17 protein-coding genes and 1 tRNA gene are annotated in these 21,765 nt (G+C 69.1%); 11 read left to right on the top strand and 7 right to left on the bottom strand.

Annotated elements, in window-relative coordinates; all coding sequences use genetic code 11:
• Positions 1 to 7 precede the first annotated feature (7 nt).
• The gene (locus tag JOE57_RS05035; RefSeq protein WP_204916684.1) at positions 8 to 1,864 is read right to left on the bottom strand and encodes a glycoside hydrolase family 35 protein; all 1,857 of its coding nucleotides are present in this window, start codon (positions 1,862 to 1,864) and stop codon (positions 8 to 10) included.
• A gap of 96 nt (positions 1,865 to 1,960) precedes the next feature.
• Positions 1,961 to 2,479: a MarR family winged helix-turn-helix transcriptional regulator gene (locus JOE57_RS05030; RefSeq protein WP_204916683.1), complete on the bottom strand. Its 519-nt coding sequence runs from the start codon at positions 2,477 to 2,479 to the stop codon at positions 1,961 to 1,963.
• Between the two features lie 159 nt (positions 2,480 to 2,638).
• On the opposite strand from JOE57_RS05030, the gene JOE57_RS05025 reads away from it, so the two are divergent.
• Together JOE57_RS05025 and JOE57_RS05020 are read left to right on the top strand one after the other, a co-directional pair.
• Positions 2,639 to 4,114, top strand: coding sequence for an MFS transporter (locus JOE57_RS05025; protein WP_338041160.1), 1,476 nt, complete (start codon positions 2,639 to 2,641; stop codon positions 4,112 to 4,114).
• A 159-nt stretch (positions 4,115 to 4,273) separates the two neighbouring features.
• Positions 4,274 to 5,065: a hypothetical protein gene (locus tag JOE57_RS05020; RefSeq protein ID WP_204916682.1), complete on the top strand. Its 792-nt coding sequence runs from the start codon at positions 4,274 to 4,276 to the stop codon at positions 5,063 to 5,065.
• Between the two features lie 58 nt (positions 5,066 to 5,123).
• On the opposite strand, the gene JOE57_RS05015 is transcribed toward JOE57_RS05020, so the two are convergent.
• The 3 genes from JOE57_RS05015 to JOE57_RS05005 form a co-directional block, all read right to left on the bottom strand.
• On the bottom strand, positions 5,124 to 6,320 hold the full coding sequence (locus JOE57_RS05015; protein ID WP_204916681.1) for an MFS transporter: 1,197 nt from the start codon (positions 6,318 to 6,320) through the stop codon (positions 5,124 to 5,126).
• Between the two features lie 243 nt (positions 6,321 to 6,563).
• Positions 6,564 to 7,235 (bottom strand): TetR/AcrR family transcriptional regulator, encoded by a 672-nt coding sequence (locus JOE57_RS05010; protein WP_204916680.1) that lies wholly within the window; start codon positions 7,233 to 7,235, stop codon positions 6,564 to 6,566.
• A gap of 16 nt (positions 7,236 to 7,251) precedes the next feature.
• On the bottom strand, positions 7,252 to 8,208 hold the full coding sequence (locus tag JOE57_RS05005; protein ID WP_204916679.1) for an acyl-CoA desaturase: 957 nt from the start codon (positions 8,206 to 8,208) through the stop codon (positions 7,252 to 7,254).
• 141 nt (positions 8,209 to 8,349) lie between these two features.
• On the opposite strand from JOE57_RS05005, the gene JOE57_RS05000 reads away from it, so the two are divergent.
• The 5 genes from JOE57_RS05000 to pth all read left to right on the top strand — a co-directional run bounded on the left by JOE57_RS05000 (position 8,350) and on the right by pth (position 12,445).
• Positions 8,350 to 8,428: transfer RNA gene (locus JOE57_RS05000), tRNA-Gln, on the top strand.
• Between the two features lie 43 nt (positions 8,429 to 8,471).
• Positions 8,472 to 9,959 (top strand): bifunctional UDP-N-acetylglucosamine diphosphorylase/glucosamine-1-phosphate N-acetyltransferase GlmU, encoded by a 1,488-nt coding sequence (gene glmU / locus JOE57_RS04995; RefSeq protein WP_275588301.1) that lies wholly within the window; start codon positions 8,472 to 8,474, stop codon positions 9,957 to 9,959.
• Positions 9,956 to 10,933 carry a ribose-phosphate diphosphokinase gene (locus tag JOE57_RS04990; RefSeq protein WP_204916678.1) on the top strand — a complete coding sequence of 326 codons (978 nt, stop codon included), beginning with the start codon at positions 9,956 to 9,958 and terminating at the stop codon, positions 10,931 to 10,933. The genes glmU and JOE57_RS04990 overlap by 4 nt, the downstream gene beginning before the upstream one ends.
• Positions 10,934 to 11,175: 242 nt before the next feature.
• The gene (locus JOE57_RS04985; RefSeq protein ID WP_204916677.1) at positions 11,176 to 11,847 is read left to right on the top strand and encodes a 50S ribosomal protein L25/general stress protein Ctc; all 672 of its coding nucleotides are present in this window, start codon (positions 11,176 to 11,178) and stop codon (positions 11,845 to 11,847) included.
• Positions 11,848 to 11,866: 19 nt separating this feature from the next.
• Positions 11,867 to 12,445, top strand: coding sequence for an aminoacyl-tRNA hydrolase (gene pth, locus JOE57_RS04980; RefSeq protein ID WP_204916676.1), 579 nt, complete (start codon positions 11,867 to 11,869; stop codon positions 12,443 to 12,445).
• A 104-nt stretch (positions 12,446 to 12,549) separates the two neighbouring features.
• Here the strand turns inward: pth and JOE57_RS04975 are convergent, their stop codons facing one another.
• Together JOE57_RS04975 and JOE57_RS04970 are read right to left on the bottom strand one after the other, a co-directional pair.
• Positions 12,550 to 14,538 (bottom strand): vWA domain-containing protein, encoded by a 1,989-nt coding sequence (locus JOE57_RS04975; protein ID WP_204916675.1) that lies wholly within the window; start codon positions 14,536 to 14,538, stop codon positions 12,550 to 12,552.
• A gap of 2 nt (positions 14,539 to 14,540) precedes the next feature.
• Positions 14,541 to 15,956 (bottom strand): sigma 54-interacting transcriptional regulator, encoded by a 1,416-nt coding sequence (locus tag JOE57_RS04970; protein ID WP_204916674.1) that lies wholly within the window; start codon positions 15,954 to 15,956, stop codon positions 14,541 to 14,543.
• Positions 15,957 to 16,099: 143 nt separating this feature from the next.
• Here JOE57_RS04970 and mfd point away from each other — a divergent pair, with 143 nt between their 5' ends.
• From mfd to JOE57_RS04950, 4 genes are all read left to right on the top strand, one after another.
• Complete coding sequence (mfd, locus tag JOE57_RS04965; RefSeq protein WP_204916673.1) at positions 16,100 to 19,693, top strand: transcription-repair coupling factor; 3,594 nt, start codon at positions 16,100 to 16,102, stop codon at positions 19,691 to 19,693.
• Between the two features lie 108 nt (positions 19,694 to 19,801).
• Positions 19,802 to 20,368, top strand: a complete 567-nt coding sequence (locus JOE57_RS04960; protein WP_204916672.1) for a SurA N-terminal domain-containing protein — start codon at positions 19,802 to 19,804, stop codon at positions 20,366 to 20,368.
• A gap of 59 nt (positions 20,369 to 20,427) precedes the next feature.
• Positions 20,428 to 21,018 carry a nucleoside triphosphate pyrophosphohydrolase gene (locus tag JOE57_RS04955; RefSeq protein WP_204920224.1) on the top strand — a complete coding sequence of 197 codons (591 nt, stop codon included), beginning with the start codon at positions 20,428 to 20,430 and terminating at the stop codon, positions 21,016 to 21,018.
• A 308-nt stretch (positions 21,019 to 21,326) separates the two neighbouring features.
• Positions 21,327 to 21,686 (top strand): hypothetical protein, encoded by a 360-nt coding sequence (locus JOE57_RS04950; protein ID WP_204916671.1) that lies wholly within the window; start codon positions 21,327 to 21,329, stop codon positions 21,684 to 21,686.
• The last annotated feature ends 79 nt before the right edge of the window (positions 21,687 to 21,765 follow it).

Here is a 21,765-nt window from a genome sequence, read left to right as displayed (position 1 = left end):
TGTCCGGTCAGCCCAGCACCGGCCGGTCGACGAGGGCGACGGTGGTGCCGGCGGCGACGAGCTCCAGCAGCACCAGGTCGTTGCGCCCCTGGCGCCAGAGCGGCGCGGGCGCGTAGAGCGTCCGCTGCGGTCCGGCGGCTGGCCAGTAACGACCCAGGTTGAACCCGTTCAGGAACACGTAGCCGTGGTGCCACCCGGTGAGGTCCAGGTAACCGTCGGCTGGTTCGTCGATCATGATCGCGCCCCGGTGGAAGGCTTGTTGATCTTGGTCGGCCTGCGGGCCGGACCAGTCCAGGTGCGGCAGCTCGGTCAGGTCGAGCGCCGACTGCTCCCACCCGAACAGATGCTGGAACTCCAGCCGTACCGCCGAGAGGCCCTTGGGGTCGCGCAGCCGAGGTCCGAAGTTGACCCGGCCCAGGGAGTGCACGGTGAGATCCAGGACGTTGTCCTCGGCCAGGGTGACGGTGCACCCCTCGGCGTAGGCGGGGTCGACGGTGGTGCGGCCGACCCGGGCACTGGTGGTCTGGTTGACGCTGACGCTGGCCAGGTCCGCCAGGCCGTCCAGGTGCAGAGCGGCACTCTCGAATGGGCCATGGACCCTGGTGCGATAGCGCACCACACCGTGATGCAGGCCCAGCGCCTCGAACGACTGCGGTGTCGGGCTGACCGTGACCGGTTGATGATCAAGGACGGACGCCAGCGGAATGCTGCGGTCGATGGTGATCACAGCAGCGGCGAGCCGCGGCGGGTCGGCGGGTGGCTCCGGCGGCCGGCGGCTCGTATGCGCGGCAATCACGTCCCGAAACGCCCAGAACTTCGGCGTCAACCGGCCGTCCTCGCCGATGGGCGCGTCATAGTCATAGCTGGTCACGGTGGGCAGGTAGGCCGGGCCGTTCGGTCCCGGCTCGCCCGTGTTCGCTCCGGCCCAGACCCCGAAGTTGGTGCCGCCGTGCGCCAGGTAGAAGTTGACCGACCGGCCGTCGGCCAGCATGCCGGCGAGTTCGGCGGCCGCGTCCTCCGGGTCACGGGTGGTGTGGCCTGCTCCCCAGTGGTCGAACCAACCGTTCCAGAACTCCATGCAGATGCCGGGTTGGCCCGGCCGGAACGCCTCCAGGGCGGCGAAGGCCTCCTGCTGACGTGAGCCGAAGTTCACCGTGGCCAGGCAGTCGTCCAGGGTGCCGCCCTGCAGCCAGAGCTGACCAGGACCGTCCGAGGTGAACAGCGGTACGTCGATGCCACGCTCGAGCAGCCCGTCTCGGAGGTGCTCGAGATAATGCCGGTCGTTGCCGTAGCTGCCGTACTCGTTCTCGACCTGGACGGCGACCACCCGGCCGCCGCGACTGGCCTGCCGCCGGGCGATGATCGGGACCAGGTGGTCGAACCAGGCGTCGACATGATCAAGATAGGCCGGGTCGGAGGTACGCAGCGCCGCCGAGGCCTGCGGATCGTCCAGCAGCCAGGAGGGCAACCCGCCGAAGTCCCACTCCGCGCAGATGTAGGGGCCGGGTCGGACGATGACGTCAAGGTCGAGCCCGGCAGCCGCGTCCAGGAAGGCGCCGAGGTCGCGGTCGCCACTGAAGTCGGGGCGGCTGTCGCGATGCGGCTGGTGGAAGTTCCAGGCGACATAGGTCTCCACCGTGCTGCAGCCCATTGCTGCAAGCCGCTGGAGCCGATCGCGCCAGAGCGGGCGCGGGATCCGGAAGTAGTGGACGGCGCCGGAGATGATCTGGTGCGGCTCGCCGTCGCGTACGAGGATGTTCCCGGCCACTGCGAGGACGCCGGTGCCCTTTGGGATCTGGGGCCCGTCCGTGCTCGGTGCCCCGGCCGCGATCGTTGTCGAGGTGCTGCTCGGGGTCTGGGTCATGAGTTCCTCGGCTCCGGACTGTGTCTGTGCTGCAGTGTCTGTGTTGGGGGACCGGTGTGATGCCCGCCCGGCGCTGCGCCGCTGGGTGTGGCCTGGTCAGGCCGAGCCGGCGTCCTTGGCCTGCAGACCGTCATCGTAGGGGGCGAGCAGCTGGCGCAGTGAGGCGGCCAGCTGATCTCGTTGCCGATCGGTGAGCTTCGCCAGGATCTCGTGCTCTGCCCGGAGCAGGTCCGACAACGCCGCGTCGACGGTCTCCTTGCCGGCCGGGGTGAGTGTGACCAGCACACCGCGGCGGTCCTCCGGGTGGTTGGTCCGCGCGACCAGACCACGCGCGGTGAGCCGGTCGACCCGGTTGGTCATGGTGCCCGAGGTGACCATCGTCTCGCGCAGCAGCTGTCCGGGGGAGAGCTGGTAGTGGTCACCGGCTCGGCGCAGCGCCGCCAGGACGTCGAACTCCCACGACTCCAGCTGATGGCGCGCGAAGGCCGAGCTGCGTTGACGGTCGAGATGGCGAGCCAGCCGGGAGACGCGCGACAGCACCTGCATCGGGGACACGTCGAGGTCCGGACGTTCGCGCTGCCAGGCCTCCAGCAGGCTGTCCACCTCGTCGCGCATACCTTCAGTCTAGGTCAAGAGTCTTGATGTCGAGACTCTGCCGAGCCAGTGCGTACTGCCCGGTCCAGGCGGGCCGGACGTCGTCCCTGTCCTCGCTGAGGCTGCCCGCTGGGTGGAACGCCCAGCGCTGGGGCCGTACCGACTCGATAGCCTGACACAGTGACGTCGCCCCGGCCGACCCCCGACCCGGCCGCAACGGCGGCCCCAACAGGCAGAGCCACAGAGCAGCCTGTCGAGAACCGGCCACGGTTCAGCCGCGGGTTGGCGCTGCTGGTGGCGATCACCTTCTTCATGGAGATCCTCGACGGCACCATCATCGCCACTGCGGCCCCGGCGATGGCTGTCCACCTGCAGGTGGCTCCGGTGGACATCAACATCGCGATGACCGCGTATCTGATCACCATCGCGGTCGGCATCCCGGTCAGCGGATGGCTGACCGACAAGCTGGGCGGTCGGCGGATCTTCATGGTTGCGGTCGCCCTGTTCACCGTCGCATCGGTCCTGTGTGCACTCAGCACCAGCCTGCCGATGCTGTGTGTGATGAGAGTGCTCCAGGGTCTCGGCGGGGCGATGATGGTGCCGGTCGGCCGGCTGGTCGTGCTGCGCGCCACGGCGAAACGTGACCTGCTGGACGCGATCGCCTACCTCACCTGGCCGGCCCTGATCGCACCAGTGGTCGCGCCGGCCGTTGGCGGCTGGCTGGTCACGTACGCCTCCTGGCATTGGATCTTCCTGATCAACATCCCGCTGGGTCTGGCAGCCCTGGTGGCGGCGTGGCGGTTGGTGCCGGCGCTGCGGACCGAGCAGGTGCCGGCGCTGGACTGGCTCGGCTTCGTGCTCTGCGGCACTGCTCTGGCGGCGTTGCTGCTGGGGATCGAGGGCCTGGGTGGTCACGGTTGGCTGCCCGCGATCGGGCTGATCATGCTTGCGGTCGCGCTGGGCTTCGGCACCGTGCTGAGGATGCGCGGCGCCGCCTACCCCTTGCTGGACTTCGCTGCTCTGCGGGTGCGCACCTTCCGGGTCAGCAACGGCAGTGGGATGGTCTACCGGTTGGTGATCAACGCCGCACCGTTTGTGCTCCCGTTGATGTTCCAGGTCGGCTTCGGCTGGAGCGCCGTCGATGCCGGCTTCATGGTGCTGATGCTGTTCGCCGGCAACGTGTTGATCAAGCCGGCGACGAGCCCGCTGATCCGCCGGTTCGGCTTCCGTACGGTGATCGTCGGCAGCGCCCTCGGCGGAGCGGTGATGTTCGCCCTGTGCGCGTTGCTCCAGCCGGGGACACCGGCGGTGCTGATCGCGGCCGTGCTGTTCCTGAGCGGGGTGTTCCGCTCAATCGGGTTCAGCGGCTACAACTCCCTGCAGTTCGCTGACATCAGCGACGCGCAGATGGCCGGGGCCAACACCTTGTCCTCGACCGTCGGTCAGGTGGCCGCCGCCCTCGGGGTCGCTTTCGGGGCCTTGTCGCTCCGGCTGGGAGACGGGCTGTTGAGCTCGGTCGCGCCGAACCTGGGGCCGGTGGCGAGCTATCAGTTCGCCTTCGCTGCGATGGCCGTGGCGATGGTGTACCCGGTCGTCGGCGCTCTGGTGGCGCTGCACCACACCGCCGGCCACGAGGTCGCCGGCGGCAGGAAATAGTCCGCTCCACCTCAGACAGCCGCTGGTATCGGGCGCTGCCCGATGTATCAGCGGCGTTCCGTCGTGCTCTTCGGAAATAACTGCATAGCAAGCCGAAATATGAGTTCGGCGGCTGCAGCCCATTCCAACACAGCTCGACCTCCGAGAAAGGGGACCGCGATGAGCGTCGCAACCGTAGTCATGAGGAACATCACCTGCCACCAGACGACCGAGTCAGGGCACGACGAGGTGTACTACCTGCCACCCTCGGTGGTCCGCAGGACCACCCACGGTGTCACGTCGGACCCCACACTCCCGGCGGGGCCCACTGCGAGCCAGGGGGCGAACGCGGGCGGCCCCGATGGGCGGATCGCCGCGTGGGACTGCAACGACAGCGGCTACCTGTCGAACCAGGAACCGCAGGCCGAGCTGTTCTCCGTCTCGGTCGGGGCGGGGGAGCACGTCGTCGTCACCCTGACCCTGATGGAGAGTGACGGCACCAACTACGCCGACATGGAGCTGACCGCGGCCAAGGCCGGAGCCGCGGCACTGGCGGCGGTGACCACCGCCTTCCCTCCATCGGCGGTCGTCACCGCGCCGCTGGCCCTCGCGCTGACCGCGGGCACCGCGGTCATGCAGGCCCTCAAAGGCCTCTTCTCCAACGACGATGACACTCTCGGAGCGATGACCTTCGTCCTGGAAGGCGCAGCCGACGGCGTCCGCCTGGTCCAACAAGGTGCGGTCAGTGGCACGGTGATCCACGCTGCGGCCAACGGCAGCCCGGCGGCGTTCACCGCACGACTCGGAGGTGCCGGCGCCAACTATGAGTTCACCCTCGGGATCGACGGTGCGGTGATGGCCGCTCCGGTGCCGAACGGCGCCCCGGCCGATCCCGGTCCTGTGGTGAAGCTGCCCCGCCGACCGACGAAGCCGGGCGGCTGGCTGCCCCGGACCGGCGCCAGCAGGTTCTGAATGCGGATGCCGGCGGTCGGGTGACCGCCGGCATCTCCACCACCGTTCTGGTGCTGCCTCAGGCTGTCAGGTCGTCGTCACTTCTGGGCATGACCGCGGCCAGGGCGATGATGCCGGCGCAGAGCACGGCCGGCATGGCCATCGCGTGGTGGATGCCGAGGTGGCGGACCAGGAAACCGATCACGGCCGGCCCACACAGGAACGACGCGTAGCCGAAGGTCACCACGACCGCGAGCACCCGACCGCCGCCGAGATGGCCGGCGACCGCATAGACCTGAGGTGCGATCATGCCGACGCCGAAGCCGACCAGCGCCCAGCCGGCCAACAGCAGCGGCAGGCTGGACACCAGCGTCACCATGGCATAGCCGAGGGCGGCGCAGACGGCCCCGAATCGGACCACGGCACGCCGACCGAAGCGGGCCACCAGCTGGTCGCCGAGCAGCCGGATGACGACCATGAAGCCGCTGACGGCGATCAGGCCCAGCGAGCCGGTGGTCGAGTCGACGCGGGCGACGTCGGTGACGTGCAACGAAGACCAGTCGACCGCGGTGCCCTCCGACAGCCCGAACGCCATCGCCATGATCCCCAGCAGCCAGGCCACCCTCGGGATCTTGGACCGGACGCCGTCGACCGTGTGCTCGACGGTCGCGGCAGCCGGGGTGATCCTGACCAGGACCACCAGCACCCCGATCGCGATGACGGCGAGCGTGATCATCACCGGCAGCACGATCTGGCCGCCGGACGTACCGGTGACGAGGCTCAACAGCAACACGGTGCCGGCACCGACGAAGCTTCCCACCGAGAAGAAGGCATGGAAGAAGCTCATGATCGGCTTCCGGCGGGCCGCCTCGACCTGGACGCCGATGGCGTTCATCGAGACGTCCATCGCGCCGTTGCCGAAACCGACGCCGACGGCACCCAGCACCGCCATCGGATAGCTGGATGTCAGACCCAGGGTGAGCGAGGCCGCGATCAGGATCGGCAATGCGGCCAGTGTGATCCGGCGGGCGCCGACCGCATCGGCCAGTCGGCCGCCGATCTGCATCGAGACGATCCCAGCCAGTCCGCCGCAGAACAGCATCACGGCGATCTGGCTGTCGGTGATCTCCAGCTTGGACCGCAGCGACGGCAGGGTGCCGCCGTAGCCACCCAGCAGCATGCCGTTCACGGCGAACAGGGTGGTCACGGCAATGGCGGCGATCCGACCATCGAGAGTGGAGGTGGGGCGCAGCGGCGGCGCGGTCAGGATGGTCATGAGCACATCTTCTGTATCGATTTACTAGAACGTTTCAGCCGACGATATCCGGTTCGCCCGGACAGTGGCAAACGTACGTCTGGATGGGGTGAAGGTTGGTAGGGCCCTGTCCGTGCGGCGGCGCCCCGCCCTGGATGCCAAGCCGCATCCGTGCAGGCCGTCGCCGCTCCGTGCAGGCCTCCGGGGGCCTGCAGACCGTGCCCACGGCCTGCAGGGAGGGCTGGCTGGCGCCTGGAGCAGGCGCTACCGCTTGCCCTGGTCGGTCAGCAGCGTCGGTTTGGCCTCGAGGTTGCTCAGCCCGTTCCAGGCGAGGTTGACCAGATGGGCGGCCACCTCGGGCTTCTTGGGCCGGCGGGCGTCCAGCCACCACTGCCCGGTGAGCGCCACCATGCCGACCAGCATCTGGGCGTACAACGGGGCGGTCTTCGGGTCCAGCCCGCGCCGCTTGAACTCGTCCACCAGGATGTCCTCGACCCGCGAGGCGACGTCGCTGAGGATGCTGGCGAACGAGCCGCCGGTGCTGCCGACCGAGGAGTCGCGGGCCAGGATCCGGAAGCCGTCGGTGTTCTGCTCGATGTAGTCCAGCAGCGCCAGGGCCGCCTGCTCGATCAGCTCGCGCTGCCGGCCTGAGGTGAGCGAGCCCCGGATCCCCTCCAGCAGGTTGCGGACCTCGCGGTCGACGACCACCGCGTACAGGCCCTCCTTGCCGCCGAAGTGCTCATAGACGACCGGCTTGCTGACCTCGGCCCGGGCGGCGATCTCCTCTACCGAGGTCCCCTCGAAGCCGCGGCTGGCGAACAGGGCGCGCGAGACGTCGATCAGCTGCTCGCGGCGCTCGGCACTGGTCATCCTGACCCGGCCGGAACGCCGGGCTCGGCTTGGCTCCTTGGGCGGCGAGACCGGGGCGGGCGTCATCAGGACAGTCTCGTTGTCAGCCAAGGGTGTCGGCCACCCGGCGCGCCTCGACCCGCTCGGCCACCGGCCAACGCACCTCGCGGGCCCAGCCGAACTTCTCGAAGAACCAGATCACCCGGGCCGAGGTGTCGATCTGGCCGGGCAGCACGCCGTGCCGCGCACAGGTCGGGTCGGCGTGGTGCAGGTTGTGCCAGCTCTCGCCGTGGCTGAGCAGGGCCAGCCACCACACGTTGCCGGACTTGTCCCGGCTCTTGAACGGTCGCTGGCCGACGGCATGGCAGATCGAGTTGATCGACCAGGTGACGTGGTGCAGCAGGCCGATCCGGACCAGTGAGGCCCAGAAGAACGCCGTCGCGGCGCCTGTCCAGCTCATCGACCAGAGGCCGCCGATGAGCGCCGGGCCGAGCAGGGAGAAGGCGAGGATGGCGGGGAATGCCTTGTCCACCTTGACCAGGTCCGGGTCCTTCATCAGGTCGGGGGCGTATTGGCGGCGGGGCGTCTGCTCGGGGTTGAACATCCAGAGCATGTGGGCGTAGACGAGCCCGCGGGTCAGCGCGCCGACGCTGGTGCCGTAGCGCCAGGGGGAGTGCGGGTCACCGTCGCGGTCGGAGAACTTGTGGTGCTTGCGGTGGTCGGCGACCCAGCGGATCACCGGGCCCTGGATGGCCAGGCTGCCGGCGATGGCCAGGGCGATCTTCAGTCCGCGGTTCGGCTTGAACGACTTGTGGGTGAAGTAACGGTGGAAGCCGACGGTGATGCCCATGCCCGACGTCATATAGAAGGCGAGGAAGAGCACCACGTCTTTCCAGCCGAGCCATCCGCCCCAGGCCATCGGCACGGCGACCAGCAACGCGAGGAACGGGACCACGATGAACGCGCCCAGCGCAATCTGGGCGGCAAGGGTGAGCCGTTTCTCGGGGACGACCTGGCTGTCGGCGGCGACGTCGTACGGGGCGGGTGGGGCTTGCGTCATCGTGGTCCCATCGAGGTGGAGAAAGTTGTACCTACGCTTACGCAACCGTAACTTACGCACCCGTAGGTTTCAAGGCGGCGTGCAACCGCCAGCGGGCATGCGTACTCTGGTCCCTGCCGAATCTCTGCCGGATTCGGCCATTCCCCGGTTGGTCTGCCGGCAGGGCCCGCCTGACTTTGAATCAGGATGAGCGACGTAGGTTCGACTCCTACCCGGGGAGCGGACGATCCCGTACCGGGAGCCACCATCGCAAGGGAGACAACTTGTCTGCACGGCCAGATCCCGCCGACCGGAGGGCCGCCCCTATCGCGGCCGTCGTGGTCCTCGCTGCCGGCGGCGGCACCCGGATGAAGTCGGCCCGCTCCAAGCTGCTGCACGAGGTCGCCGGGCACTCGATGCTCAGCTATGCCGTCGACGCGGCGACCGCCGTCGAGCCCCAGCACCTGGTGGTGGTGGTCGGACACCAGCGCGAGCAGGTGCAGGCGCACCTGACCGACATCGCCCCGCACGTGAGGACGGCGGTGCAGGCCGAGCAGAAGGGCACCGGGCATGCCGTGCAGTGCGGCCTGGCCGAGCTCGGAGAGCTCGCCGGTGAGATCGTCGTGACGTACGGCGATGTGCCGATGCTGACCGGCGAGACGCTGAAGGAGCTGGTGACGACGCATCGGGAGGCCGGCGACGCCATCACGGTGTTGACCGCGCATGTCGCCAACCCGACCGGATACGGCCGGATCATCCGCGACGACGACGACACCGTCGCCCGGATCGTCGAAGAGCGCGACGCGGCCGAGCATGAACGCCGGGTGACCGAGATCAACTCGGGCATCTACGTGTTCGACGCGGAGGTGCTGCGGGAGGGTCTCGGTCAGCTCACCGCCAACAACGACCAGGGCGAGCTCTACCTGACCGACGTGATCTCGGTCGCCCGCCGGTCCGGTGGCAGAGTCGGTGCCTTCGTGATCGAGGACCTGTGGCAGACCGAAGGGATCAACGACCGGCTGCAGCTGTCGAGGATGAACGCCGAGATGAACAGGCGGATCCTGGAGCGGTGGATGCGGGCCGGTGTCACCATCGCCGACCCAGCCACCACCTGGATCCACGCCGACGTCGACCTGGCCGAGGACGTCACCCTGCTACCGGGCACGACGCTGCAGGGGGCCACGTCGGTCGCCACCGGGGCCGTGATCGGGCCGGAGACGACACTGACCGACGTCGAGGTGGGGGAGAACGCCACCGTCACCCGCACCCAGGGGTCGCTCGCCTCCATCGGGGCCGGCGCCGTGGTCGGACCGTTCGCCTACCTGCGGCCCGGCACGATCCTCGAGGCGAAGGGCAAGATCGGTACCTTCGTCGAGACCAAGAACGCCCGGATCGGACCGGGCGCGAAGGTGCCGCATCTGACCTACGCCGGCGACGTCGTGATCGGTGAGGGCGCCAACATCGGAGCCGGCACCATCTTCGCCAACTACGACGGGGTCACCAAGGCCGTCACCACAGTCGGCCGGTACAGCTTCGTCGGCAGCAACTCGGTGTTGACCGCACCGGTCACCATCGGTGACGGCGCCTACGTGGCGGCCGGGTCCGCGGTGACCGGCGACGTCGACCCGGGTCAGCTCGCGGTGGCGCGCGGCCGACAGCGCAACATCAATGGCTGGGTCGCCCGCAAGCGCGCCGGCTCCAAGACAGCCGAGGCGGCAGCTGAGGCATCCGCCTCCTCCGATGCCCAGACCCAGCAGGGAGACCAGTCGTGAGCGGTGTGAAGAAGCCCACCCAGAAGCAGTTGATGCTCTTCTCGGGGAGGGCCTTTCCCGAACTTGCCGGTGAGATCGCCGAGCTGATGGGCGTGGAGATCGTCCCGACCCGGGCGATGAACTATGCCAACTCCGAGATCTACGTACGCTTCGAGGAGTCGGTCCGCGGCTGCGACGCCTTCGTGATCCAGAGCCACGCGGCGCCGGTCAACGAGTGGCTGATGGAACAGTTGATCATGGTCGATGCGCTCAAGCGGGCGTCGGCCAAGCGGATCACCGTGGTGGCTCCGTTCTATCCGTACGCTCGTCAGGACAAGAAGCACGCCGGTCGGGAGCCGATCTCCGCCCGGCTGGTGGCCGACCTGTACAAGACCGCCGGCGCCAGCCGACTCATGTCGGTGGACCTGCACGCCGCCCAGATCCAGGGGTTCTTCGACGGGCCGGTGGACCACCTGTGGGCGTTGCCGGTGCTGTCGGACTATATCCAGTCCAAGTACGACACCTCGGAGATGACGGTCGTCTCGCCTGACGCCGGCCGGGTCCGGCTGGCGGACATGTGGACCGACAAGCTCAACTGCAGTCTGGCGATCATCCACAAGCGGCGTGACCCGAACATCGCCAACACGGTGGCGGTGCACGAGGTCGTCGGTGAGGTGGAGGGCAGGGTCTGCCTGCTGGTCGACGACATGATCGACACCGGCGGCACCATCTGCCAGGCCGCGGAGGCGCTGATGGCCCGCGGCGCCAAGAAGGTAATCGCCGCCGCGACGCACCCGGTGCTGTCCGGGCCGGCGTTCGATCGGCTGAGTGCGTCGGCGTTCGAGGAGGTCATCGTCACCAACACGCTGCCGATCCCCGAGGAGCGTCGGTTCGAGACCCTGACCGTGCTGTCGATCGGTCCGCTGATCGCGCGGGCGATCAATGCCGTCTTCGAGGACGGCTCGGTCACCAGCCTGTTCGGCGGACAGAGCTGAGCCTCGCCGGCGAGCGGTCGACCGGCTGCGTGGGACGGCCCGACGGGCCGGGTGACGGGGCCGGGTGAATTTCCCACCCGGAGCCCTGCTGGGCTAGGCTGTCCAGGTTGCCTCGGCGAGGGTCACACTGACCGTGATCGACTAGGTCCGCCTCTCAGTGACGTCCTCACCGAAGCACCCGTCCGATGTGATTAACCCATGTACATCAAAGCGTTGTGCATCGAAGTTCGAGGAGTGAGTCCGTGCCCGAGGTAAAGCTGACCGCCGAGTTGCGTACCGAGTTCGGCAAGGGTGCAGCGCGCCGGATCCGCCGCGCCGACAAGGTTCCCGCCGTGCTGTACGGACACGGAACCGACCCGATCCACATCACCCTGCCGGGGCACGAGACCCTGCTGGCGCTGCGTACCGCCAACGCGTTGCTGGCGGTCGACGTTGACGGCAAGTCCCAGCTGGCCCTGCCCAAGCAGGTGCAGCGCGACCCGATCAAGCACACCATCGAGCACGTCGACCTGCTGATCGTGCGCCGCGGCGAGAAGGTCACCGTCGACGTCGCTGTGCACGTCGAGGGCGACGCCGCTCCGGACACCCTGGTCGTGGTGGACCGCAACAGTGTCTCGGTCGAGGCCGAGGCCACCCACATCCCGACCGAGGTCGTGGTGTCGATCGAGGGCCTGCGGGCCGGTTCGCAGATCCTGGCCAGCGACCTGAAGCTGCCCGAGGGCTCGACGCTGATCGACGACCCCGAGGTGCTGATCGTCAACATCAGCGCCCAGCAGTCGCAGGAGGCGCTGGAGGCCGAGCTGGCCGAGGCCGAGGCTGAGGTTGGCATCGAGCCGACGATCGCCGAGGGCACCGAGACCGCTGAAGAGGCGGAGAGCGGCAATGCTGAGGCTGCTGAGGAAGCGTCCGAGTAATCCTCCTGCGAGACAGTACATGTGGCTAGTGGTCGGGCTCGGTAATCCGGGCCCGACCTACGCAGGTCACCGGCACAACGTCGGTTACCTGGTGGTTGATGAGCTGGCGCGTCGCGCGGCCACGAGGTTCTCCGCCCCCAAGGGCATGCGGGCCGAGGTCGCCGAAGGACGGATCGGCGGCGTCGGAGCCGACGCGGTCCGGGTGGCGCTGGTCAAGTCCCGTACGTTCATGAACGAGACCGGCGGGCCGGTGTCCAAGCTGGCGAACTACTACAAGATCGCCCCGGAGCGGGTGATCGTGATCCATGACGAGCTGGACATCGACTTCACCCAGCTCAGGGTGAAGTTCGGCGGCGGCGACAACGGGCACAACGGGCTCAAGTCGATCAGGAAGTCGCTGAACACCGGGGACTTCTACCGGGTCCGGTTCGGCATCGGCCGCCCCCCGGGACGGCAGGAACCGTCGGACTTCGTACTGAGCGACTTCCCGGCCAGCCTTCGGGCCGACCTCGCCCTCGAGGTGGGCCGCGCCGCGGACGCCGTCGAGTGCCTGGTCCTCGAGGGCCTGGAACGTACCCAGAGCAAGTTCAACTCCTGACCCTGTCGGTTTCCCAAGTCGACTAGGGAAACAGTCACGTGGCCAGGCAAATTTGCCTGGCCACGTACCAGTTTCCCTAGTCGACTTGGGAAACCGACGAAGGCTCAGCGGCGGCCGCGACGGGCCCGGAGGTAGTCGGCCACGACGTACTCGCCGAGCCGACCGATGTCGGGGGTGAACACCCGGCCGCCGGCGCGGCGGGCGATCGCGTCGACGAACCTGGCCAGGCCCTCGTCCTCACCCAGCATGAAGGTGTTGATGGTGGCCCCATAGCGGGCCAGCTCATCCACCTGGGCGACCGTTGCTCGCAGTGTGTCGATCGTGGTCGGCCAGCGGAAGAACGGCTGACCGTCGCCGAGCAGGTGTGCGGTCGGCTCCCCGTCGGTGACCACCATCACCACCGGCTCGGCGTCCGGGTGCCGGCGCAGATGCCGGGACGCCAGCATCAGGGCGTGCTGCAGGTTGGTGCCCTGCACCCACTCGGGTTCGGCCTCGGCCAACGCCACGGGGGAGAGCCTGCGGGCCAGCAGGTTGAAGCCGATCACCTGCAGCGCATCCTGGCGGAACCGGGTCTCGACCAGGTGTGACAACGCCAGCGCCGTCTGCTTCATCGGGCCCCACCGGCCGTCGTTGAACATCGAGAACGACAGGTCCACGCACAGCGCCACCGCTGCGCTGGTCCGCCGTTCCGTCTCGGTGACCTCGAAGTCCTCCACCTCCAGCGTGACCCCGCCGGCCGGGAGCCCACTGGTTGCCTTGCGGCGCAGCGCGTTGCCCACCGTCCGAGGGGTGTCGATCGGCAGCTCGTCGCCGAACACCCAGGCCCGGGTCTGGCCGGTCGGCTCGTCCGCCGAGCCGGTCCGGTGGTCGGAGTGGTCTCCCTGGCCGTTCGCCTCCAACTGGGCGAAGACCCGGCGCAGCGCAGACTCGCCGAGCCGCCGCACCGCCCTGGGCGTCAGCCGCAGCCCGTCCTCGGTACGCCGGAGATAGCCCTGCTGCTCCAGCTCCCGCTCCAGGTCCCGCAACGCCGCCAGGTCGCGGACCGCGCCGTCGCCCAGCCGGCGCTCGAGCATCTCCACGTCGACGTCGTCGAGGCTCGCTCCGGCGTGGTCCTGGGACAGCTGTGCCTCCAGCGCCTCCAGGTCGGCCAGCTCGGCGACGGCCTCGACGGCCTCGCTGTAGCCCAGCGGCTGCTGGCCGCGCATGCCGGTGGGGGACTGACGGTCCAGACCCGGCCGCAGGGACCGCAGGTTGTCGCTGAGCTGGGCCATCTCGGACGCCAGGTCCGCATCCGACAGCGCCTGGCTCATCAGCTGGCTCAGTTGTTCGCGCTGCTCGGGGCTGAGCGAGTTCATCATCCGCTGGGCCGCCGCCTGCTGCCGGGCCAGCGAGTCGATCAGCTCCTCGACGTTGCTGGGCTGGTCGGGGAAGAACTCGCCGTGCTTGGCCATGAAGTCGTCGAACTGGTCCTGGGTGTCCTCGTTGCGTGCATGAGCCGCCAGCAGCGCGTTGAGGTCGGCCAGCATGTCCTTGACCCGCTGCATGCTCTCGGAGTCCGGCTGCTCCAGCGCCTGCTTCATCCCCGCGAACTGCGCGTCGAGGATCTCCCGGCGCAGCATGTCCTGGATCGAGTCGAAGAGGTTGCGCGCCTCGTCCGAGCGCCAGTCGTAGCCCTCCAGCGCCCGGACGGCACCGGCCACGTCGTCGGGCAGCGTGTCGAGCTCCATCTCGGCCAGCCGGGCGTCCAGGTCCTCCGCCCCGGCCAGCGTCTCGCGCTCGGCCGCCAGTGCCTGGTCCAGCGCCGCCCGGACCTGATCGAGGGTGCCGCCGAGATCGCCCCGCCGTCGTGCGCGCTGGCGCATCTTGCGGATCCGCTGAGCCAGCTTGTCCAGCCCGCCGCGGCCGTCGACGCCGTCGCGCATCAGGTCTCGGAGTGCCTCCCTGAGGTTGCCGGAGGCCAGCATGTCGCGGCCCACCTGGTCGATCGCGGCCCTGACGTCGTACGGCGGCGCCAGCGGGTCCGGCCCTCCCCGCCACGGCCCGTAGCGGAACCGTCCGTGCCGGTCGCCGTGATCATCAGCTCGGCCGGCCATGATCAGCCGCCGTAGACCGTACGGCCGTCGACCGTGGCCTTGTCGATCCGCCGGGTCAGGTGCAGCCCCTCGAGTACGAACTCCGCCGCGGCTGCCGCCTGGCCCACCGAGGGCGGATCGCTGGTCAGCTCGGCATCGGTGTAGCCCAGCCGGTCCAGCACCTTCGACAGTCCCGGCACGGTGCCGAGCTGCGACAGCAGCTGGTCGGCCGGGACCAGCTCCCCGGTCTCCACCACGTCACCCTCCCCGAACAGGTTGGTGAACCCGCTCAGGTCCAGCCCGCCCAGACGCTCGCGGAAGGTGGTCGCCACCGCGACCTTGAGCAGATGCTCCAGGACGGCCCGTTCGCGGCCTTCCTCGCCCATCTCGAACTCGATCTTGCCGAGCAGCGCCGGCAGCACCAACGGCAGGTCGCAGACCCGGGCCACCGCCTGGTCCTCACCGGTGCGCGCCGCCCGGCGCAACGCCGAGGCGGCCACCCCCTCCGCAGCGGCGATGGTGAAGCGGGCCGACACCCCGGAACGCTGATCGACCGAGGACGACTCCCGCAGCCCCCGGGTCAGCCTGGCCAGCACCTCCAGCAGATGATCACCGACCTCGGCGACCAGCCGGGCCTCCTGCCGCAGCAGCGTCACCTCGTCGGGCAGCTCGGTCAGGTAGTGCGTCCTGATCTCGGCGCCGAACCGGTCCTTGAGCGGGGTGATGATGCGGCCGCGGTTGGTGTAGTCCTCCGGGTTCGCCGTGGCGATCAGCAGCACGTCCAGCGGCAGCCGCAGCGAGTAGCCACGGACTTGGATGTCGCGCTCCTCGAGCACGTTGAACAGCGCGACCTGGATGCGCTCGGCCAGGTCCGGCAGCTCGTTCAGCCCGAAGACGCCGCGGTTGGTCCGGGGTACGAGGCCGTAGTGAATGGTCTCCGGGTCGCCGAGGGTACGGCCCTGCGCCACCTTGACCGGGTCGACGTCGCCGATCAGGTCACCGACCGAGGTGTCCGGGGTGGCGAGCTTCTCGGTGTACCGGTCGTCGCGGTGCCGCCAGCTGATCGGCAGGTCATCACCGAGCTCGGCCGCCAGCGCCCGGCAGCGGACACAGACGGGGTGTTCGGGGTCGTCGTGGATCTCGCAGCCGGCGACCTCGGGGCTCCACTCGTCGAGCAGACTCACCAACGTCCGCATCAGCCGCGTCTTGCCCTGGCCGCGTTCGCCCAGCAGCACCAGGTCGTGGCCGGCCAGCAGCGCGCTCTCCAGCTGGGGCAGCACCGACTCGCCGAAACCGACGATGCCCGGGAAGGCGTCGTCGCCCGAACGCAGCCGGTGGACGAGGTTGTCGCGGATCTCCTGCTTGATGCCCCGGGTGACATAGCCCTGCTCCCGGAGCTGTCCGACTGTCGACGGACGCTCCTGCTCCATCTGGCTCATGGCTTCGACCCTACGACGCGACCGGAAACGCGGACACGCCACGGCCACCAGTTGACCACCAGGCGTGCTCCCCGGCACGCGCCCGGCCGCCGGGCCGCCCTGAGTGGATTGGGAGCCTCGTTGCCAGGTTGTAGGTTGGTCCGGTGACCCTTTCGGGACTCGTCGATCTTCTTGCGCAGGACCCCACCATCTCCGAGGCTGTCGGTGATGCACGCTCGCGCGCGCTCAGCGCCCTGGACCTCACCGCCCCGCCGGCCCTTCGACCGCTGATCGCGGCCGTCCTGGCAGCACCGCCAGAACGCGGTGGAGCCGGCCGGCCGGTGCTGGTCGTCACCTCCACCTACCGCGAGGCCGAGGACGTCACCGCCGCCTTGCAGTCGCTGCTCAGCGAGGAGGCCGTCGCCTACTACCCGGCCTGGGAGACCCTGCCGCACGAACGGCTCAGTCCACGCTCGGACACCGTCGGCCGCCGGCTCGCCGTGCTGCGCCGGCTGGCCGGACGTGACGGCACTGAGCCGTTGCGGGTCATCGTGGCACCGGTACGCAGCGTGCTGCAGCCGCAGGTCAAGGGCCTGGCCGACCTGACCCCGGTCCAGCTCACCGTCGGCGAGGACATCGACCTGGCCGACCTGACCCGGGCGCTCGTCGGGGCCGCATACGTCCGCGTCGACCTGGTCGAGCGGCGCGGTGAGTTCGCCGTCCGCGGCGGCATCGTCGACATCTTCCCGCCGACCGAGGAGCATCCGGTCCGGATCGACTTCTTCGGTGACACGGTGGAGGAGATCCGCTACTTCTCCGTTGCCGACCAGCGTTCCAGCGACCTGGTACGGCAGGACATCATCGCCTCGCCCTGCCGCGAGCTGCTGCTCACCGACGAGGTCAGGGGCCGTGCCGCAGCGCTTGCGGAACAGCACCCGGAGCTGATCGAGATGCTAGAGAAGATCGCCCAGGGCCATGCCGTCGACGGCATGGAGGCGCTGTCGCCGGTGCTGGTGGACGGGATGGAGCTGCTGGTCGAGCTGCTGCCCGAGGACACCCATGTGCTGGTCTGCGACCCCGAGCTGGTGCGTGGCCGCGCCATCGACCTGGTTACCACCAGCCAGGAGTTCCTGCACGCGTCCTGGGCGGCCGCGGCCGGTGGCGGCAAGGCGCCGATCGACCTGGGCGCCTCCGCGTACCAGCCCCTGGCCGACGTGCGCCAGACAGCGCTGGCCCGCGGGCTTGCCTGGTGGTCGCTGTCGCCGTTCAGCGCCGGGCCGGGAGCCGAACAGTCCCTGGTGCGCACCGACGACGGCGACCTCGTCGACTTCTCCACCCAGGTGTCGACCGCCGGCGTCGAGGCGCGGACGATCGCCGCCCACGCCGCCGAGACCTACCGCGGCGACACCGAGCACGCGGTCCGCGACATCGCGGCGAAGGTGGCCGATGACTGGCGGGTGGTGCTGGTCGCGGAGGGTAAGGGCACCAGCCACCGGATGGCCGAGGTGCTCGCCGAGCGGGAGATCGGCACCAGGTCGGTCGACACGCTGACCGACGAGCCTGCTGCCCGGATGGTCACGGTCACCACCGGCGAGTTGCGGCACGGGTTCCTGGCCGATGCGGTGAAGCTGGCGGTCTTCACCGCCGGCGACCTGTCCGGCCAGCGGGGGGTCGCCGACAAGTCGAGCCGCCGGATGCCGGCCCGGCGCAAGAACCAGATCGACCCGTTGGAGCTGTCCGCGGGGGACCCGGTGGTGCACGAGCAGCACGGCGTCGGGCGCTACCTCGAGATGGTGCAGCGGGCCGTGGCCGGGTCAACCCGGGAGTATCTGGTGATCGAGTACGCCCCGTCCCGACGCGGTCAGCCCGCGGACCGGCTGTACGTACCGATGGACCAGCTGGACCAGGTCACCCGCTACGTCGGTGGCGAGTCGCCGACCCTGGACAAGATGGGCGGCGGCGACTGGGCGAAGCGCAAGGGCCGCGCCCGCAAGGCGGTCCGCGAGATCGCCGCCGAGCTGATCAAGCTGTACGCCGCCCGGCAGGCGAGCCGAGGGCACGCCTTCGGCCCGGACACCACCTGGCAGCGTGAGCTCGAGGATGCCTTCAACTTCGTCGAGACGCCTGACCAGCTCGCCTGCATCGACGAGGTCAAGCGCGACATGGAGCAGATCGTGCCGATGGACCGGTTGATCTGCGGCGACGTGGGCTACGGCAAGACCGAGATCGCGGTGCGCGCCGCGTTCAAGGCGGTCCAGGACGGCAAGCAGGTGGCCGTACTGGTGCCGACCACCCTGCTGGTGCAGCAGCACCACGCCACCTTCGCCGACCGCTATGCCGGCTTCCCGATCAATGTCGCGCCGCTCAGCCGATTCCAGAGCGATGCCGAGGCGAAGGCCACCAAGGAGGGCGTCAAGAGCGGCAAGATCGACGTTGTCGTCGGCACCCACCGGCTGCTGTCCGGCGAGGTCCAGTTCAAGGATCTCGGCCTGGTGATCATCGACGAGGAGCAGCGGTTCGGTGTCGAGCACAAGGAGCAGCTGAAGAAGCTGCGGATGGACGTCGACGTGCTGGCCATGTCGGCGACACCCATCCCGCGGACCCTGGAGATGGCGATCACCGGCATCCGGGAGATGAGCACGATCGCCACCCCGCCGGAGGAGCGGCACCCGGTGCTCACCTTCGCCGGCCCGTACGACGAGGCGCAGGTGACGGCGGCGATCCGGCGCGAGCTGCTCCGCGAGGGTCAGGTGTTCTACATCCACAACCGGGTGACCAGCATCGACAAGGTGGCCAAGAAGATCTCCGAGCTGGTGCCCGAGGCCCGGGTGGTGACCGCGCACGGACAGATGGGCGAACACCGGCTGGAGCAGGTGATGGTCGACTTCTGGGAGCGGCGCGCCGACGTACTGGTCTGTACCACCATCGTCGAGGCGGGCCTGGACATCTCCAGCGCCAACACGCTGCTGATCGAACGGGCCGACCTGCTCGGCCTGTCCCAGCTGCACCAGCTCCGCGGCCGGGTCGGCCGAGGTCGTGAGCGGGGCTACGCCTACTTCCTGTACCCGCCGGAGAAACCGCTGACCGAGACCGCCCACGACCGGCTGGCGACCATCGCCGCCCATACCGACCTGGGTGCCGGGATGGCGGTGGCCATGAAGGACCTGGAGATCCGGGGGGCCGGAAACCTGCTGGGTGGGGAGCAGTCCGGCCACATCGCCGATGTCGGCTTCGACCTGTACATCCGGCTGGTGGGGGAGGCCGTGGCGGAATACCGCGGCGTGGAGACCGAACCCGAGCCGGAGGTCCGGATCGAGCTGTCGGTCGAGGCCCACCTGCCGACCGACTACGTGGAGTCCGAACGGCTGCGGCTGGAGATGTACAAGCGGCTCGCCGAGGTGCGCTCCGAGGCCGACATCGAGGCCGTGGTGGCCGAGCTGACCGACCGTTATGGTCCGCCGACCAGGCCGGTGCTCAACCTGCTGGAGGTGGCCAGGTTCCGGTTGGTGGCTCGCAAGGCGGGACTGAGCGAGATCGTCTCGCAGGGCAACTACATCCGTTTCGGGCCCGCAAAGCTCGCCGAGTCGAAGCTGCTGCGGCTGAACCGGCTGCACCCCCGCAGCATCGTCAAGGAGGCCGCAGGCATCATTCTGGTGCCGCGACCGATGACGGCACCGATCGGCGGTGAGCAGGTGCGCGACTCGGACCTGCTGGAATGGTGTACCCGGGTGGTCCACGACATCTTCGCGACCGGCTGACGCTCTGCGACCGGCGTCGGCGCCTGGCGCGGTGGCGTAGGATCGCGTCGGACCTGACACGGTTGGCCTCGACGCCCGATTGGCCCAGACACCGAATGGAATGACGAGATGGCTTTTCTTCCCAAGGCGGCCCTGCGCCACCGACACGTACGCACCGCGGGCGCCGCGCTGGCAAGTCTGGCGATGGTCGCCGTCGCCGGGTGCGCGAGTGGTTCTCCCCATGTGGTCGCCTATGTGGACGGCGTCCAGATCTCCCAGAGCCAGCTGCACGAGGCCGTTTCCGGCGTAGCGCAGGCGTTCGGGACCGAGCGGCAGATCAAGGAGCAGGCGATCGTCGACGCCATGGTCCGCGGTGAGGTTGCGGCCCAGCTGGCGAGTGAGAAGAAGATCACGATCACCGACGCCGAGCGGGACGCGTTGTTCTCCGGTGACGCCGATGGGGCCAAGCTGCTCGCCGTCCCGGCCGCCAGGCAGGTCGCCTACGACCTCGCCGACGAGCAGATCGTCGCCAAGCAGCTGGGCGTCGAGGCCTATCTGGCTGGCCTGAAGAAGGCCAAGGTCAAGCTGAACCCGCGCTATGGGGTGTGGAGCGCCGATGCCGCGGCCCAGGGCAGCACCGCTGTCCAGGACCAGTCGTCCTCCTTGTCCAAGAGCGGATCCTCCGAGCAGCGTTGAGCACTGAGCCGACGCTGAGGCAGGGCGATCACGCCGAGCTGATCCGCTTCATCGAGGTGATGGAGACGCTGAGGCGGGAGTGTCCTTGGGACGCCGAACAGACCCACCACAGCCTGGTGCAGTATCTGCTCGAGGAGACCCTGGAGACGGTCGAGGCGATCGAGTCCGGCGATGAGAGTCACCTGCGCGAGGAGCTCGGCGACCTGCTGCTGCAGGTCGTCTTCCACGCCACCATCGCGGCCGAGAGGCCCGACGGCTTCAGCCTGGAGGACGTCGCCCGCGGCGTCGCTGACAAGCTGATCGCGCGCCATCCGTACGTCTTCGCCTCCGACGATGTGCCGACCGACCTGCACGCGACCTGGGAGCAGCGCAAGGCGGCCGAGAAGGGCCGTACCTCGGTGCTGGAGGGGATTCCGGAGAAGATGTCGGCGGTGGCGCGCGCCGGCAAGATCATCGCCCGGGCCCGAGCGAGGGACGTTCCGCTCGACCTGCCGACCGACCCGGTCGAGGCGGACACGGTCGGACAGGACGTGATCAACCTCGTCGCCCGCGCCCATGCCCAGGGGATCGACGCCGAACAGGCCATTCGCCAGGCCGTCCGCACCCTCGAGACCCAGGTGCTGGCGGCAGAGTCCGCCAGCCAGCCCTGAGCCCACCTCCACCCCCGCGCCCTGAGCCTGTCGAAGGGCTAGCACTCCTTTCGTACGGCAGCGTGTGGTTGTGAAAGCGGGCAGTTTGCAGCCACACCCTGCCATTCGGCATGCGGCTGGCCCTTCGACAGGCTCAGGGCGCGTACGACAGGCTCAGGGCGCGTACGACAGGCTCAGGGCACGTACGACAGGCTCAGGGTGCGGCTGAACGAGGCATGATCAGGGTGCGGCTGAACGAGGCATGATCAGGGTGTGACCGGGGCTATTCCCGGCAGCCTGTGAGTCGCCTTCGCGAGTAGCCTGTCGCCATGTCCATGCCACAGCACGAGACCCGCCGAGACGTCGAGGCGGCGCTGGCTGCCCGCGGGGAGCTGGGCCCCGACTACGACGAGCACATCGCGGCCGGGTTGGCCGAGCGGATCGAGCAGCTGGCCGCGTACCGGACAGCCGAGCTGAGACAGCAGACCGAGCGGGTACGCGCTGTCGATGCGGTCTCGCAGCGGGGTCAAACGCAGCGGTTCGTCCTCGGCATCATCTCGTTGGGCGCCGGCATTCCGATCACCGCGATCACCATCGTCCAGGGCACGCTGATCGAGACGGTGATCGCCTGGGCGGGGATCGTCGGCGTCAATGCCGTGCACGCCTGGGGCAGCCGCCGAGACCGGTGAGACCACCGCCGGGCGAGGTCTGGACCAGCACTGGTGTGGTCTGGAAAAGGCGGGACGCACCTGCCTGGGTGGTCGGCAA

It is taken from the genome of Microlunatus panaciterrae (genome assembly GCF_016907535.1).
In the GTDB taxonomy this organism is placed as follows: Bacteria; Actinomycetota; Actinomycetes; order Propionibacteriales; family Propionibacteriaceae; genus Microlunatus; species Microlunatus panaciterrae.
This window is presented reverse-complemented; position numbering and strand designations above follow the sequence as displayed.

Excerpts from the sequence above, each read along its gene's own strand:
- JOE57_RS04950 (WP_204916671.1), top strand. The coding sequence starts at position 21,327 with ATGTCCATGCCACAGCACGAGACCCGCCGAGACGTCGAGGCGGCGCTG.
- JOE57_RS05020 (WP_204916682.1), top strand. The coding sequence starts at position 4,274 with ATGAGCGTCGCAACCGTAGTCATGAGGAACATCACCTGCCACCAGACG.
- JOE57_RS04970 (WP_204916674.1), bottom strand. The coding sequence starts at position 15,956 with ATGAGCCAGATGGAGCAGGAGCGTCCGTCGACAGTCGGACAGCTCCGG.
- JOE57_RS05030 (WP_204916683.1), bottom strand. The coding sequence starts at position 2,479 with ATGCGCGACGAGGTGGACAGCCTGCTGGAGGCCTGGCAGCGCGAACGT.
- JOE57_RS05010 (WP_204916680.1), bottom strand. The coding sequence starts at position 7,235 with ATGACGCCCGCCCCGGTCTCGCCGCCCAAGGAGCCAAGCCGAGCCCGG.
- JOE57_RS04975 (WP_204916675.1), bottom strand. The coding sequence starts at position 14,538 with ATGGCCGGCCGAGCTGATGATCACGGCGACCGGCACGGACGGTTCCGC.
- JOE57_RS05015 (WP_204916681.1), bottom strand. The coding sequence starts at position 6,320 with ATGACCATCCTGACCGCGCCGCCGCTGCGCCCCACCTCCACTCTCGAT.
- JOE57_RS05035 (WP_204916684.1), bottom strand. The coding sequence starts at position 1,864 with ATGACCCAGACCCCGAGCAGCACCTCGACAACGATCGCGGCCGGGGCA.
- JOE57_RS05005 (WP_204916679.1), bottom strand. The coding sequence starts at position 8,208 with ATGACGCAAGCCCCACCCGCCCCGTACGACGTCGCCGCCGACAGCCAG.
- JOE57_RS04960 (WP_204916672.1), top strand. The coding sequence starts at position 19,802 with ATGGCTTTTCTTCCCAAGGCGGCCCTGCGCCACCGACACGTACGCACC.
- pth (WP_204916676.1), top strand. The coding sequence starts at position 11,867 with ATGTGGCTAGTGGTCGGGCTCGGTAATCCGGGCCCGACCTACGCAGGT.
- JOE57_RS04955 (WP_204920224.1), top strand. The coding sequence starts at position 20,428 with ATGGAGACGCTGAGGCGGGAGTGTCCTTGGGACGCCGAACAGACCCAC.